The organism is Escherichia sp. E1130 (assembly GCF_005781065.1).
Lineage (GTDB): Bacteria > Pseudomonadota > Gammaproteobacteria > Enterobacterales > Enterobacteriaceae > Escherichia.
On record NZ_VATL01000020.1, the window covers coordinates 72,165 to 86,554 of the forward strand.

Below are 14,390 nucleotides of genomic sequence, written 5' to 3' on the forward strand. Positions count from 1 at the left end.
GTTGGGTCAAACGAGCTGTTTACGCTGGTTTGACGGCGGAATGGATAAAGACTCTCGGTACTTCGCAACAGTACGGCGTGCCACCATGATACCCTGTTCTGACAACAAAGAGGTTAACTTGCTGTCGCTCAACGGTTTCGCTGGGTTTTCCGCCGCGATTAATTTCTTCACCAGTGCACGAATCGCCGTGGAAGAGGCTTCGCCACCCCCTTCGGTATTGACGTGACTGGAAAAGAAATACTTCAGTTCAAAAATGCCTCGTGGACTATGCAGGTACTTTTGCGTGGTCACGCGAGATATCGTCGATTCATGCATCTCGACGGCCTGGGCGATATCAGCCAGCACCATCGGTTTCATATATTCTTCGCCTTGCTCAAAGAAGGCTTGCTGTTGTTCAACAATACAGCGACTGACGCGCAGCAGCGTATCGTTACGGCTTTCCAGACTCTTAATCAACCATTTAGCATCCTGCAGATTACTGCGGATAAACTGACTGTCGCCATCGTTACGTGCGTTATTGCACATTGAGGCGTAATGCTGGTTGATTTGCAGACGTGGAATACTGTCGCTGTTCAGTTCAACCGTCCACTGGCCGTTATGCTTACGCACCAGCACATCAGGGATGACATATTCCGGTTCACCGGTCTGGATCGACTGGCCGGGGCGTGGATCGAGTGACTGGATCAGATTGACGGCTTCTTTCAGCACATCTTCTTTCAGACGCGTGACGCGCATTAATGAGCGAAAGTCGTGATTGGCCAGCAGATCGAGATGATCGCTAATGATCAGTCGAGCTTCTTCCAGCCACGGCGTGGTTTTATCGAATTGGGAAAGTTGGATCAGCAGACAGTCACGCAGATCTTTCGCCGCCACACCGACCGGATCAAAACGCTGGATGCGTTTCAGGACTGCTTCAACTTCATCGATGTCGATCTCTTCATCGCCCATACTTTCGAGAATATCTTCCAGCGGGACGGTCAGATAACCGGTGTCATCAACGGCATCGACTATGGAGGTGGCGATAGCGCGGTCAGTGTCGGAAAACGGTGTCAGCTCGACCTGCCACATCAGATAATCCTGCAAGGTCTGCGTCGTTTCGCCCTGATAGACCGGCAGCTCATCGTCGATGTAGTCACCGCTAGTGCCTGATGGCGTACCGGCGGTGTAGATGGTATCCCAACTGGCATCGAGCGGCAGCTCTTCCGGCATCTCTTTTTGTTCGAGTGCTTCAGCGGTATCCAGCGTTTCGCTGTCTGGCGTTTCGTGAGTGTCGATTTCATCATGAGTGTCGATTTGCTCAAGCAATGGATTACTTTCCAGCGCCTGCTGTAGCTCCTGCTGAAGCTCCAGCGTGGACAACTGCAACAGACGAATCGCCTGTTGTAGCTGAGGCGTCATCGCCAGTTGTTGGCTAAGCCTGAGTTGCAAACCTTGCTTCATGTTCAGAATCGTACTCTCCTGCTAAAACGTCGCAAACTTCTACCCTATCAGAGTCTGAAGTCTTCCCCAAGGTATACACGCTTAACATGTTCATCTTGTAAGATTTCTGTCGGCGTGCCATGAGCGATTAAATGCCCCTGGCTGACGATATAAGCGCGTTCACAAACAGCCAGCGTTTCACGCACGTTATGGTCGGTGATAAGCACGCCCAGGCCGCTGTCGCGCAGGTGTTCAATGATACGTTTGATGTCGATAACCGAGATCGGGTCAACCCCGGCAAATGGTTCATCGAGGAGGATAAATTTCGGATTCGCAGCCAGTGCGCGCGCAATTTCTACACGACGGCGTTCACCACCGGAGAGCGATTGCCCCATGCTGTCGCGTAAATGCTCAATGTGGAACTCTTCCATCAGCTCGTTCGCGCGATCTTCACGCTGTTCAGCGGATAAGTCGTCACGAATTTGCAGTACCGCCATCAGGTTATCGTAAACGCTGAGGCGACGGAAAATAGAGGCTTCCTGCGGCAAATAGCCGATACCGCGACGCGCACGCGCATGCAGTGGCAGAAGGCTGATATCGTCGTCATCAATAATAATGTTGCCCGCATCGCGCGGCACAATGCCAACGACCATGTAGAAAGTGGTCGTCTTACCGGCACCGTTTGGCCCCAGCAGACCGACAATCTCCCCGGAGTTGACGGTCAGGCTGACGTCTTCCACCACGCGGCGGCCTTTATAGGCTTTTGCAAGGTTCTTTGCAGTTAAAGTTGCCATAACGAATTAATTACCCTTCTTCTGCGCCGGGGTCTGGCCTTTGTTGTTTTTGTCCTGCAACTGTGACGGCACCAGAACGGTGGTCACACGCTTACCTTTGTCACTGAAAGCCTGCATTTTCTGCTCTTTCACCAGGTAAGTGATCTTATCGCCCTTAATATTGCTATCGACCTGCTGCAGATAAGCATTACCCGTCAGAACGACAAAATCTTTTGCCAGTTCGTAATGCATCTGGGAAGCATGGCCTTCGACTGGCTTACCGTTATCCTGCATTTGATAGAAGGTGGCCGGGTTACCGTAACCGTCGATCACTTCCTTGCCTTGTTCACCACCCGGACGGGTGACGACTACTTTATCGGCATTAATTTTAATGGTGCCTTGAGTCACAACGACATTACCGGTAAAGGTAACCACGTTGCCTTGCATATCAAGAGATTGCTGGTCCGACTCAATGTGGATCGGTTGGTCAGTATCTCCGGTAACGGCAAATGCCGGAATGCTGGCGGCCAGAAGTGAGCTGGCAAGCACAAGATTAAGGCTGAGTTTGTTTGTTTTGAATTTCATAGGATGTTCTAACCTTTTCAATCAGCTCGGCATTCTTGCTGCGTAAGTTGCCGCGCATTTTCAGACCGCTGGAGTTAAATGTTGTTCCGTATAACGTGACGAGGTCTTCAGAGGTAACATCCTGCGTCACCAGATTGATCTGCGCGTTATCCGTCGTGATTCTGCGAAGTTGAGAGTCCGGCACGAGTGCGTTGACTTCAACGTGTCCATATAAATAGAGCATCCGGTCATTGGTTAGCTTGGCTTTATCTGCTTTAACCGACCATGTCGGGATTTTATCCTTATCAAACGTGGTAAGTACGGGTTGCGTAAACCACGAAACGGCCTGATCGGAATAATATTCAACGTGTTGAGCAATCAATCGATAGCTTAGGGCTCCTTCTGGGTTATAGACGAGCGTGTCCGTATGCTCGCTTTTATAGGTGGGATCATTGTTGTTGACGACCACCTGGGCGGTATCGTCTTTCTCGGTCATGTTAACGCCGATCATCACCAGTACCGCCAGTGATAGCACAATGATAACCCAACGTCTGGCTTTACTCATATCGATTGCCCTTTGGCTTCATCCAGTTTGCCCTGCGCCAGAAGTAATAAGTCGCAAACTTCACGAACCGCGCCACGACCGCCAGCAATGCGCGTCACGTAATCAGCGCGCGGAATCAATAGCGGATGCGCATCGGCTACGGCCACGCTTAAGCCCACTTTTTCCATCACTGGCCAGTCGATAAGATCATCACCAACGTAAGCCACGTTTTCTGGCGCAATCGCCAGTTTTTCCAGCAGATCGCCAAAGGCGATAAGCTTGTTTGATTGCCCCTGATACAGATGGGTGATCCCTAACGTTGCACACCGATCTTCTACCAGTTTAGCCTTTCGTCCAGTAATGATGGCGACTTCAATATCAGAGGTGAGCGCACAGCGGATACCGTAACCGTCACGAACATTGAACGCTTTCAGCTCTTCGCCATTGTTACCCATATAAATCAGACCATCTGACAATACGCCATCAACGTCGAGGATCAGCAGACGAATGTTCTCTGCTTTTGCCATCACATTGGCGCTAACAGGGCCGTAACAGGTCGCAAGCGACGCACCTGCTTTACTCATTGTTGTTTATCCTTGAATCTTTACACTACGCCAGCACGCAATAAATCGTGCATATGTAACACACCGAGTAAGTGGTCGCCATCGGCAACCATTACGGAAGTGATATGGCGGGACTGCATTAAGTTCAGCGCCTCAACGGCCAGAATGCCAGGACGTACACGAATTCCCCCTGGCGTCATCACATCGGCAATACCTAACTGACGGACATCCACGCCCATATCGAAGACACGGCGTAAATCACCGTCGGTAAAGATGCCTTCAATCATCATATTGTCATCGCAAATGACGGTCATACCAAGATTTTTGCGGGTGACTTCCAGCAGCGCATCGCGCAGGCTGGCTGTTTTCTTGACATGCGGGATCTCGTCGCCCGTATGCATAATATCGCTGACGCGAAGCAGAAGTTTACGACCAAGTGCGCCGCCTGGATGCGAAAGTGCAAAATCTTCGGCGGTAAAGCCGCGCGCTTTCAGCAAAGCGACGGCGAGCGCATCTCCCATGACCAGCGTCGCGGTAGTACTGCTGGTTGGTGCCAGCCCTAACGGACAGGCTTCTTTCGCTACTTTAACACACAGATGCACGTCTGCTGCGCGTGCCATGCTGCTCTCCGGACGACCGGTGATGCAAATTAACGGTACATGCAGGCGTTTGAGTACCGGGATTAAGGCCGTGATTTCGCTGGATTCACCTGAGTTAGAAATCGCAATGACCACGTCCTGCGGGGTGACCATGCCTAAATCGCCATGTGCGGCCTCACCGGGATGGACGAAAAATGACGGAGTACCGGTGCTTGCAAAGGTTGCTGCCATTTTGCGCCCAATGTGTCCCGATTTACCCATTCCCATGACCACGACTTTACCTTTACACCAGAACATCTTTTCACAGGCGAGCGTGAAATTCTGATTGATGTATTGATCAAGCTCTGCCAGGCATTCACGTTCAATCGCCAGGACTTCTTTACCTGCTTGCTGAAAGTCAAAACCCGGTTGCAACTCTACGTGCGACATAATGCGTTTCCAGTTATTCAACGAGTATTGGCGATAACCAGTACAACATCGCCAGCCATACGACAAATCCGCCTGTTAATAATACCCCAATGCCACGGCCAGATTGCCGGGAGCGTCGCCAGCATAGCAACGCAAAAATAATACTGACCAACAGCATCACGCTGCAGTCACGGCTGTACGCCAGTGGGTTAACCTCCCCGGGCGTTATCAGCGCGGGTAAACCCAGCACGATGACAATATTAAAAATGTTTGCGCCAATGATATTACCGACAGCAATGTCGTTTTCACCTTTGCGAAAACCTGCTATCGCGGTTGCCAGTTCCGGCAGACTAGTGCCGATAGCGATTGCCGTCAGACCAATAGTCAACTCGCTGATGGCAAAGTAATTCGCCAGTACGGTGGCGTTGTCAATCACCATCCGCGTTGCTACCGGCATGATAATCAATGCAATGCCGAGCCATAAAAACGCGACAGGTAAACCGCCTTCGCGCGGTAGCTCTGCAAGCTGTTCTCTGGTCAGGCTGTCAGTCCCCTGACGTTCTGCCTGACGTGCAAGTTTAACAATGAACAGCAGCCATAGCACAGCCAGAAAGAGGAGAAAGATACCATCGCTGCGACCAAGTTGTCCGTCATAGAGTACGGAACCGGCCACCACACTGACTAATAACATTAATGGTAATTCACGGCGCAGAACATCGGAATGTACGGTAAAAGGGCGCACCAGCGCAGCCAGACCGAGGATCAGTAAAATATTGATTATGTTTGAGCCGAGTGCTGTGCCGACGGCTAAATCTCGTTGTTCATGCAGCGACGCGGCAAGCGAAACGATTATTTCTGGAAGTGACGTACCAATACTGACCACCGTCATGCCGATGATCAGCGGTGGGATGCCAAAAGTGCGGCAAAGAATAGAGGCGGCAAATACCAGACGGTCGGCACTGTAAACGACCAAAAGTAAACCAACAATTAACAGTGCCGTAGCTAAAAGCATCTAACGTCCTTTCTTCAGGTATACTCGCCGGTCCGCTGAAGATTTTCAGAAAGCCGTAATGAATTCTTAATTTTGACTTTATGCGGCTAAAAAGTAAAACAAATGCCAGCTTTCGCTAACCGCGGCGGGTAATATTCTGTAAATATGTTGGGTTCAAGGTTAAATTGAGCGCCATGCTTAGAAAATCAACGCAAGACAAAGGGTGAATTATGGAGCAGTCTGTGGCGAATTTAGTCGATATGCGCGATGTCAGTTTTACGCGTGGCAATCGCTGCATCTTCGATAATATTTCCCTGACCGTGCCGCGAGGGAAGATCACGGCGATTATGGGGCCATCAGGCATCGGTAAAACGACGCTACTCCGTCTGATTGGTGGGCAAATCGCGCCAGATCACGGTGAGATCCTTTTTGATGGTGAGAATATTCCGGCGATGTCTCGTTCGCGCCTGTATACCGTGCGTAAACGGATGAGCATGTTGTTTCAGTCTGGAGCGCTGTTCACCGATATGAACGTTTTTGACAACGTCGCCTATCCACTGCGCGAGCATACCCACCTTCCCGTACCGTTGCTGCATAGCACGGTGATGATGAAGCTGGAAGCCGTGGGGCTGCGCGGAGCGGCCAAACTTATGCCATCGGAGCTTTCAGGCGGGATGGCGCGTCGTGCGGCGCTGGCGCGTGCAATTGCGCTGGAGCCGGATCTCATCATGTTTGATGAGCCGTTTGTTGGGCAAGATCCCATCACTATGGGCGTCCTGGTGAAGCTGATTTCCGAGCTGAACAGCGCGCTGGGCGTAACTTGTGTGGTGGTTTCTCACGATGTGCCGGAAGTCTTAAGTATTGCTGATCACGCCTGGATCCTGGCAGACAAAAAGATTGTCGCTCACGGTAGCGCCCAGGCGTTGCAGGCGAATCCTGATCCTCGCGTACGTCAGTTTCTGGACGGGATTGCTGACGGACCAGTTCCGTTCCGCTATCCTGCCGGCGATTATCACGCTGATCTTTTACCAGGGAGTTAAGCCACTCATGCTGTTAAATGCGCTGGCGTCGCTCGGACATAAAGGGATTAAAACCCTGAGAACGTTCGGGCGGGCCGGGTTAATGTTATTCAATGCGCTGGTCGGCAAACCGGAATTTCGCAAACATGCGCCGCTGTTGGTGCGTCAGCTCTATAATGTCGGCGTCCTGTCGATGCTGATTATTGTGGTTTCTGGCGTGTTCATCGGAATGGTGCTGGGTCTGCAAGGTTATCTGGTACTGACCACTTATAGTGCGGAAACCAGTCTGGGGATGCTGGTGGCCTTGTCGCTGCTGCGCGAACTGGGGCCGGTGGTCGCAGCACTGCTGTTTGCCGGACGTGCCGGTTCGGCGTTAACTGCGGAAATCGGTTTGATGCGCGCCACAGAGCAGCTCTCCAGCATGGAGATGATGGCCGTGGATCCACTGCGCCGCGTCATTTCCCCACGTTTCTGGGCTGGGGTAATTTCACTACCGCTGCTGACGATAATTTTCGTCGCCGTGGGGATCTGGGGCGGATCGCTGGTTGGCGTCAGTTGGAAAGGCATTGATAGTGGGTTCTTCTGGTCGGCAATGCAAAACGCCGTCGACTGGCGTATGGATCTGGTCAACTGTCTGATTAAGAGCGTGGTGTTCGCTATTACGGTGACGTGGATTTCGCTGTTTAACGGTTATGACGCCATCCCGACCTCTGCCGGGATTAGCCGGGCAACCACTCGTACCGTTGTCCACTCGTCTCTGGCCGTACTGGGGCTGGATTTTGTGCTGACCGCATTGATGTTTGGGAATTGAGTTCATGCAAACGAAAAAAAATGAAATTTGGGTGGGTATCTTTTTATTAGCAGCACTGCTGGCGGCGCTGTTTGTTTGCCTGAAAGCGGCAAACGTGACGTCAATGCGAACTGAACCGACCTACACGCTTTATGCGACGTTCGATAATATCGGCGGGCTGAAAGCGCGCTCTCCGGTCAGTATTGGTGGTGTTGTCGTCGGCCGGGTTGCAGATATTACGCTGGACCCGAAAACCTATCTACCGCGCGTGACGCTGGAAATTGAACAACGTTATAACCACATTCCTGATACCAGTTCGTTGAGCATTCGTACTTCCGGTTTGCTTGGGGAACAATATCTGGCATTAAACGTCGGTTTTGAAGACCCGGAACTGGGGACTGCTATTCTGAAAGAGGGGGATACGATTCAGGACACCAAATCTGCGATGGTTCTGGAAGATCTCATTGGTCAGTTCCTTTACGGCAGTAAAGGTGATGACAATAAGAATAGTGGCGATGCGCCAGCCGCTGTGCCAGGTAATAATGAAACCACTGAACCTGTGGGTACAACGAAATAATTTCAGGAGAACCGACGCATGTTTAAACGTTTAATGATGGTCGCTTTGCTAATGATTGCACCTCTGAGTGCGGCAACCGCGGCAGATCAGACCAATCCGTATAAGCTGATGGACGAGGCGGCACAGAAAACGTTCGATCGCCTGAAGAATGAACAATCGCAAATTCGGGCTAATCCTGATTACCTGCGTACCATCGTCGATCAGGAACTGCTTCCATACGTACAGATAAAATACGCCGGTGCGCTGGTACTGGGTCAGTACTACAAAAGCGCGACCCCAGCCCAGCGTGAAGCCTACTTTGCCGCTTTCCATGAGTATCTGAAGCAGGCTTACGGTCAGGCGCTGGCGATGTATCACGGTCAGACCTATCAGATTGCGCCAGAACAGCCGTTGGGTGATAAAACCATTGTGCCTATCCGCGTCACCATTATTGACCCGAATGGCCGTCCACCGGTACGTCTCGATTTCCAGTGGCGTAAAAACTCTCAGACTGGCAAGTGGCAGGCTTATGACATGATTGCCGAAGGCGTCAGCATGATCACCACGAAACAAAATGAGTGGGGGACTTTACTGCGCACGAAAGGCATCGATGGTCTGACCGCACAACTGAAGTCTATTTCTCAACAGAAAATCACCCTGGAAGAGAAAAAATAATGAGCGAGTCACTGAGCTGGATGCAGACGGGTGACACCCTGGTATTGACCGGAGAGCTGGATCAGGACGTTCTGCTGCCGCTGTGGGAAATGCGTGACGAAGCGGTGAGGGGGATTACCCGCATCGATCTTAGTCGAGTGTCCCGCGTTGATACGGGTGGACTGGCGTTGCTGCTCCATCTGATCGATCTGGCGAAAAAGCAAGGCAACAGCGTGACGCTTCAGGGGGTAAACGACAAGGTGTATACCCTGGCAAAATTGTATAATTTGCCGTCTGATGTTCTGCCTCGTTAATTTTTTTCAGGCTGGATAAGGCGTTACCCGCCAGTCCGGCAAACCTACCAGTAAGTCGAGCCTTGTCTGATTAATCAGCAAGGCTTTTTGCTTATTTATGACAGCGCAACTTTGCTCTAAGATGTTTCGCTGGTTTATTAACTGATGAATGAAGATCCCATGGAAAATAATGAAATTCAGAGCGTGCTGATGAACGCTCTTTCCCTCCAGGAAGTCCACGTTTCCGGCGATGGCAGCCACTTTCAGGTTATTGCCGTGGGTGAGATGTTTGATGGCATGAGCCGGGTTAAAAAACAGCAGACGGTTTACGGTCCGCTGATGGAATATATTGCGGATAACCGCATTCATGCTGTGTCGATCAAAGCGTATACCCCTGCGGAGTGGGCGCGTGATCGCAAACTGAACGGCTTTTGAGCTATGGGCGATACGCCGGTAGCGGATATGAATTGTTAACTGAGAACATACTAAATGGATAAATTTCGTGTTCAGGGGCCAACGAAGCTCCAGGGCGAAGTCACAATTTCCGGCGCTAAAAATGCTGCTCTGCCTATCCTTTTCGCTGCACTGTTGGCGGAAGAACCGGTGGAGATCCAGAACGTCCCGAAACTGAAAGACGTCGATACATCAATGAAGCTGCTTAGCCAGCTTGGCGCCAAAGTAGAACGTAATGGTTCTGTGCGTATCGATGCCCGTGACGTTAATGTCTTCTGCGCGCCTTACGATCTGGTTAAAACCATGCGTGCTTCTATCTGGGCGCTTGGGCCGCTGGTGGCTCGTTTTGGTCAGGGGCAGGTTTCTTTGCCTGGTGGTTGTACGATAGGCGCTCGTCCGGTTGATTTACATATTTCCGGCCTTGAGCAATTAGGCGCGACCATCAAACTGGAAGAAGGTTACGTTAAAGCTTCCGTCGATGGCCGTCTGAAAGGCGCGCACATCGTGATGGATAAAGTCAGTGTTGGTGCAACCGTGACCATTATGTGTGCTGCAACCCTGGCGGAAGGCACCACGATTATTGAAAACGCGGCGCGTGAACCGGAAATCGTCGATACCGCGAACTTCCTGGTTACGCTGGGCGCGAAAATTAGCGGCCAGGGTACCGATCGTATTGTCATCGAAGGGGTAGAACGTTTAGGTGGCGGCGTTTACCGCGTCCTGCCGGATCGAATTGAAACCGGTACTTTCCTGGTTGCTGCGGCGATCTCTCGCGGCAAAATCATCTGCCGTAACGCCCAGCCAGATACCCTTGACGCTGTGCTGGCGAAACTGCGTGACGCTGGGGCGGACATCGAAGTAGGCGAAGACTGGATTAGCCTGGATATGCACGGCAAACGTCCGAAGGCCGTTAACGTACGTACTGCGCCGCATCCGGCGTTCCCGACCGATATGCAGGCCCAGTTCACGCTGCTGAACCTGGTGGCAGAAGGAACCGGATTTATCACCGAAACGGTCTTTGAAAACCGCTTTATGCACGTACCTGAGCTAAGCCGTATGGGCGCGCATGCCGAAATTGAAAGCAATACCGTTATTTGTCACGGTGTTGAAAAACTTTCCGGCGCACAGGTAATGGCAACCGATCTGCGTGCTTCAGCAAGTCTGGTGCTGGCTGGCTGCATTGCAGAAGGTACTACGGTTGTTGATCGTATTTATCACATCGATCGTGGCTACGAACGCATTGAAGACAAACTTCGCGCGCTTGGTGCTAACATTGAGCGTGTGAAAGGCGAGTAATCGTCTGATAGCTGGCAGCCCCGTTCGCGGGGCTACCGCCAGGCTACTCATTTTTGCGGTTTGGTGTAGCTGCGCATCAACTGCGATCTGTCGATAAACTCATGGGTCAGCGGGTCATGATAGCGTGATGGCCAGATAACCCAGGGATCAGTTCCTAATGCTTTTGCAATAATCATCTCTCCTTTCGGCCAGGGACGCGATAATGCATTCGCCAGTGTCGAGGAACTCAAACCATTTCTGCGAGATTCCGCCGCCATTGACGTTCCTCTTTTCCGCAAACCCGCAATGATATCGGCGGGATGCCAGTCAATAAAATTATTCTCCATCTTTCCTCACTCCTTAAGTTAGTCGCTTACTTTCAGAACATGCACTCCGGGTAACGCCACTATACTCCTGATGGCGCATTGTTCTAAAAAGTTCCTGTAAGGAGTGTGAATATTCAGAATATATTAAGATAAGTTATCTGTATTTCAGACAATTTTGCGATTGATTGAGGGTTTTTTGGAGTTTATTAGAATTATCCCGCGCAGTACGCGGGATAACAGGAAGGGATTAACGATCGCGTTGAACAGCGATGTGTGCGAGGCCGATTAACGCCTCTCGCCATGGGGTATCCGGCAACACTTGCAATGCAGCAATGGCTTTGTCTGCTTCTTCTTCCGCACGCTGACGTGTCCATTCCAGAGAGCCGCAAGCGTTCATTGCTTCCAGAACCGGTTCCAGAAGATGTCGACCGTTCCCTTGTTCGATGGCGGAACGGATCATCTGTGCCTGTTCTGGTGTGCCATGATGCATCGCATGCAGCAGCGGCAGCGTCGGTTTACCTTCGTTCAGATCATCACCGACATTTTTGCCCAACTGTTCGCCATCGGCATTGTAATCGAGCAAATCGTCGATCAGCTGGAAAGCCGTGCCGAGGTAACGACCATAATCTTGCAGGCCTTTTTCCTCTTCCGGCGTACAGCCTGCCAGAATACCGGAACACTGGGCTGCAGCCTCGAACAGACGTGCGGTTTTGCTGTAAATAACACGCATGTAGTTCTCTTCGGTGATGTCCGGGTCGTTAACGTTCATCAGTTGCAGAACTTCACCTTCCGCGATGACGTTTACGGCCTCTGACATCACTTCCAGCACTTTGAGCGAGCCGAGGCTGGTCATCATCTGGAACGCACGGGTATAAATAAAATCGCCTACCAGCACGCTGGCAGCGTTACCAAAAGCGGCGTTGGCGGTAGCTTTACCTCGGCGCATATCTGATTCATCCACAACGTCGTCGTGTAGCAGGGTCGCCGTGTGGATAAACTCAATTAGGGCAGCAATGGTGACATGTGCATTCCCCTCATAGCCAACAGCTCGTGCAGCCAGTACAGCAATCATCGGACGAATACGTTTACCGCCGCCGCTGACGATGTAATAGCCTAACTGATTGATCAGTTGGACGTCGGAATTAAGCTGCTCGAGAATTGCTGCATTAACACCCGCCATATCTTGCGCGGTTAACTCATTGATTTTTTCTAAATTCATCGCAAAAGCCGGGCTTTTCGCCCCGATTACCTTACTGTGAACAGAGGCAACTTAGGGTTTATGGTTAGGAATATAGAGTGATTGTACTGAAAAAATGGCACAGATAAACGTTACCGTACAAGTTGTGTTTTTTTTCTTCGTGTATTGACTGTAGCACTTGTCAAAGGCGTGCGTTTTGCGTAATATTCGCGCCCTATTGTGAATATTTATAGCGCACTCTGAATCATTGAAAAGGTGTGCGCGGAAGCGGAGTTTTATATGTACGCGGTTTTCCAAAGTGGTGGTAAACAACACCGAGTAAGCGAAGGTCAGACCGTTCGCCTGGAAAAGCTGGACATCGCAACTGGCGAAACTGTTGAGTTCGCTGAAGTGCTGATGATCGCAAACGGTGAAGAAGTCAAAATCGGCGTTCCTTTCGTTGATGGCGGCGTAATCAAAGCTGAAGTTGTTGCTCACGGTCGTGGCGAGAAAGTTAAAATCGTTAAGTTTCGCCGTCGTAAACACTATCGTAAGCAGCAGGGCCATCGTCAGTGGTTCACTGATGTGAAAATTACTGGCATCAGCGCCTAAGACCTGAGGAGAGATTTCAAATGGCACATAAAAAGGCTGGCGGCTCCACACGTAACGGTCGCGATTCAGAAGCTAAACGCCTGGGCGTTAAGCGTTTCGGTGGCGAATCCGTTCTGGCGGGTAGCATCATCGTTCGTCAACGTGGTACCAAATTCCACGCTGGCGCTAACGTAGGTTGCGGTCGTGACCACACTCTGTTTGCTAAAGCAGACGGTAAAGTGAAATTCGAAGTTAAAGGCCCGAAAAACCGTAAATTTATCAGCATCGAAGCTGAATAAGTTTTTCGCGTCCCGGTAACGGATGAAAGCCCCGCAACACGTTGCGGGGCTTTTTACATTCGATAACCGGTAAAATGCGCATGGTGCGGCGTTAATCCGCAAATGCGCTTTGCAGGGAATACGGTATGAAGCAGCAGGCAGGCATTGGCATTCTTTTGGCGCTCACCACAGCAATTTGCTGGGGGGCGTTGCCAATCGCAATGAAGCAGGTGCTGGAGGTGATGGAGCCTCCGACAATCGTGTTTTACCGTTTCTTGATGGCGAGTATTGGTCTTGGTGCCATTCTTGCACTGAAGAAGAGGTTGCCGCCATTACGCGTGTTTCGTAAGCCACGCTGGTTGATTTTGTTGGCAGTGGCGACCGCTGGGCTGTTTGGGAACTTCATCCTGTTCAGTTCATCCTTGCAATACCTGAGCCCGACCGCTTCGCAGGTGATTGGGCAACTCTCGCCGGTTGGCATGATGGTTGCCAGCGTATTTATCCTGAAAGAGAAAATGCGCAGCACTCAGGTTGTAGGGGCATTGATGCTCCTGAGCGGCCTGGTCATGTTTTTTAATACCAGTCTGGTCGAGATATTTACAAAGCTCACCGATTACACCTGGGGAGTTATCTTTGGGGTCGGTGCGGCGACGGTTTGGGTGAGTTATGGCGTGGCGCAAAAGGTTTTATTGCGTCGGCTGGCCTCACCGCAGATCCTGTTTTTACTGTACACTTTATGTACAATTGCGCTCTTCCCTCTGGCAAAGCCAGGGGTGATAGCGCAGCTTAGCCACTGGCAGCTCGCATGTTTAATTTTTTGCGGACTGAATACCTTGGTAGGATATGGCGCCCTGGCGGAAGCGATGGCTCGCTGGCAGGCAGCGCAGGTGAGCGCGATCATCACGCTCACCCCACTGTTTACGCTGTTTTTTTCAGATCTTTTATCACTGGCCTGGCCCGATTTCTTCGCCAGACCGATGTTAAACCTTTTAGGTTATCTCGGTGCGTTTGTCGTGGTTGCGGGCGCGATGTATTCCGCCATTGGTCATCGTATTTGGGGCGGATTACGTAAGCATACAACGGTGGTATCGCAACCCCGCGCAGGCGAATGATTTAC

Annotated in this window: 19 protein-coding genes; 10 read left to right on the top strand and 9 right to left on the bottom strand. The window is 51.2% G+C overall.

What is annotated here, in order from left to right; translation table 11 throughout:
• Positions 1–6 precede the first annotated feature (6 nt).
• Genes rpoN through FEK66_RS18860 form a run of 7 tightly spaced genes read right to left on the bottom strand, consistent with a single transcriptional unit; the run spans position 7 to position 5,882 of the window.
• Entirely contained in the window at positions 7–1,440 is a 1,434-nt protein-coding gene (gene rpoN / locus FEK66_RS18830) for an RNA polymerase factor sigma-54 (RefSeq protein ID WP_135495199.1), read from the bottom strand.
• A 47-nt stretch (positions 1,441–1,487) separates the two neighbouring features.
• Positions 1,488–2,213: an LPS export ABC transporter ATP-binding protein gene (gene lptB / locus FEK66_RS18835; protein ID WP_000224099.1), complete on the bottom strand. Its 726-nt coding sequence runs from the start codon at positions 2,211–2,213 to the stop codon at positions 1,488–1,490.
• Positions 2,214–2,219: 6 nt separating this feature from the next.
• A complete protein-coding gene (lptA, locus tag FEK66_RS18840; protein WP_064529517.1) occupies positions 2,220–2,777 on the bottom strand; it encodes a lipopolysaccharide ABC transporter substrate-binding protein LptA in 558 nt (185 codons plus the stop codon).
• Positions 2,746–3,321, bottom strand: a complete 576-nt coding sequence (gene lptC / locus FEK66_RS18845; protein WP_064529518.1) for an LPS export ABC transporter periplasmic protein LptC — start codon at positions 3,319–3,321, stop codon at positions 2,746–2,748. The genes lptA and lptC overlap by 32 nt, the downstream gene beginning before the upstream one ends.
• Positions 3,318–3,884 (bottom strand): 3-deoxy-manno-octulosonate-8-phosphatase KdsC, encoded by a 567-nt coding sequence (gene kdsC, locus FEK66_RS18850; protein ID WP_130204570.1) that lies wholly within the window; start codon positions 3,882–3,884, stop codon positions 3,318–3,320. The genes lptC and kdsC overlap by 4 nt, the downstream gene beginning before the upstream one ends.
• Before the next feature lie 20 nt (positions 3,885–3,904).
• The gene (gene kdsD, locus FEK66_RS18855) at positions 3,905–4,891 is read right to left on the bottom strand and encodes an arabinose-5-phosphate isomerase KdsD (protein ID WP_130204572.1); all 987 of its coding nucleotides are present in this window, start codon (positions 4,889–4,891) and stop codon (positions 3,905–3,907) included.
• 13 nt (positions 4,892–4,904) lie between these two features.
• On the bottom strand, positions 4,905–5,882 hold the full coding sequence (locus FEK66_RS18860) for a calcium/sodium antiporter (RefSeq protein ID WP_130219199.1): 978 nt from the start codon (positions 5,880–5,882) through the stop codon (positions 4,905–4,907).
• A 209-nt stretch (positions 5,883–6,091) separates the two neighbouring features.
• Between FEK66_RS18860 and mlaF the strand changes: the two genes are divergently transcribed.
• From mlaF to murA, 7 genes are all read left to right on the top strand, one after another.
• Positions 6,092–6,901 (top strand): phospholipid ABC transporter ATP-binding protein MlaF, encoded by an 810-nt coding sequence (mlaF, locus tag FEK66_RS18865; protein ID WP_130204576.1) that lies wholly within the window; start codon positions 6,092–6,094, stop codon positions 6,899–6,901.
• Positions 6,902–6,908: 7 nt separating this feature from the next.
• The gene (mlaE, locus tag FEK66_RS18870) at positions 6,909–7,691 is read left to right on the top strand and encodes a lipid asymmetry maintenance ABC transporter permease subunit MlaE (RefSeq protein ID WP_000925792.1); all 783 of its coding nucleotides are present in this window, start codon (positions 6,909–6,911) and stop codon (positions 7,689–7,691) included.
• Between the two features lie 4 nt (positions 7,692–7,695).
• The gene (gene mlaD / locus FEK66_RS18875; RefSeq protein ID WP_130204578.1) at positions 7,696–8,247 is read left to right on the top strand and encodes an outer membrane lipid asymmetry maintenance protein MlaD; all 552 of its coding nucleotides are present in this window, start codon (positions 7,696–7,698) and stop codon (positions 8,245–8,247) included.
• 18 nt (positions 8,248–8,265) lie between these two features.
• A complete protein-coding gene (gene mlaC / locus FEK66_RS18880) occupies positions 8,266–8,901 on the top strand; it encodes a phospholipid-binding protein MlaC (RefSeq protein WP_130204580.1) in 636 nt (211 codons plus the stop codon).
• The gene (gene mlaB, locus FEK66_RS18885; RefSeq protein ID WP_130204582.1) at positions 8,901–9,194 is read left to right on the top strand and encodes a lipid asymmetry maintenance protein MlaB; all 294 of its coding nucleotides are present in this window, start codon (positions 8,901–8,903) and stop codon (positions 9,192–9,194) included. Before mlaC ends, mlaB begins: the two co-directional genes overlap by 1 nt.
• A 159-nt stretch (positions 9,195–9,353) precedes the next feature.
• Complete coding sequence (ibaG, locus tag FEK66_RS18890; protein ID WP_010379217.1) at positions 9,354–9,608, top strand: BolA family iron metabolism protein IbaG; 255 nt, start codon at positions 9,354–9,356, stop codon at positions 9,606–9,608.
• A 54-nt stretch (positions 9,609–9,662) separates the two neighbouring features.
• Entirely contained in the window at positions 9,663–10,922 is a 1,260-nt protein-coding gene (gene murA / locus FEK66_RS18895; RefSeq protein WP_130204584.1) for a UDP-N-acetylglucosamine 1-carboxyvinyltransferase, read from the top strand.
• Between the two features lie 47 nt (positions 10,923–10,969).
• On the opposite strand, the gene sfsB is transcribed toward murA, so the two are convergent.
• On the bottom strand, positions 10,970–11,248 hold the full coding sequence (sfsB, locus tag FEK66_RS18900; RefSeq protein ID WP_064529526.1) for a DNA-binding transcriptional regulator SfsB: 279 nt from the start codon (positions 11,246–11,248) through the stop codon (positions 10,970–10,972).
• Positions 11,249–11,474: 226 nt separating this feature from the next.
• On the bottom strand, positions 11,475–12,446 hold the full coding sequence (gene ispB, locus FEK66_RS18905; RefSeq protein WP_130204586.1) for an octaprenyl diphosphate synthase: 972 nt from the start codon (positions 12,444–12,446) through the stop codon (positions 11,475–11,477).
• A 258-nt stretch (positions 12,447–12,704) separates the two neighbouring features.
• On the opposite strand from ispB, the gene rplU reads away from it, so the two are divergent.
• From rplU to FEK66_RS18920, 3 genes are all read left to right on the top strand, one after another.
• Positions 12,705–13,016: a 50S ribosomal protein L21 gene (gene rplU / locus FEK66_RS18910; protein WP_000271401.1), complete on the top strand. Its 312-nt coding sequence runs from the start codon at positions 12,705–12,707 to the stop codon at positions 13,014–13,016.
• A gap of 20 nt (positions 13,017–13,036) precedes the next feature.
• Entirely contained in the window at positions 13,037–13,294 is a 258-nt protein-coding gene (gene rpmA / locus FEK66_RS18915) for a 50S ribosomal protein L27 (RefSeq protein WP_000940595.1), read from the top strand.
• Positions 13,295–13,419: 125 nt separating this feature from the next.
• Complete coding sequence (locus FEK66_RS18920) at positions 13,420–14,385, top strand: DMT family transporter (RefSeq protein ID WP_130204588.1); 966 nt, start codon at positions 13,420–13,422, stop codon at positions 14,383–14,385.
• The last annotated feature ends 5 nt before the right edge of the window (positions 14,386–14,390 follow it).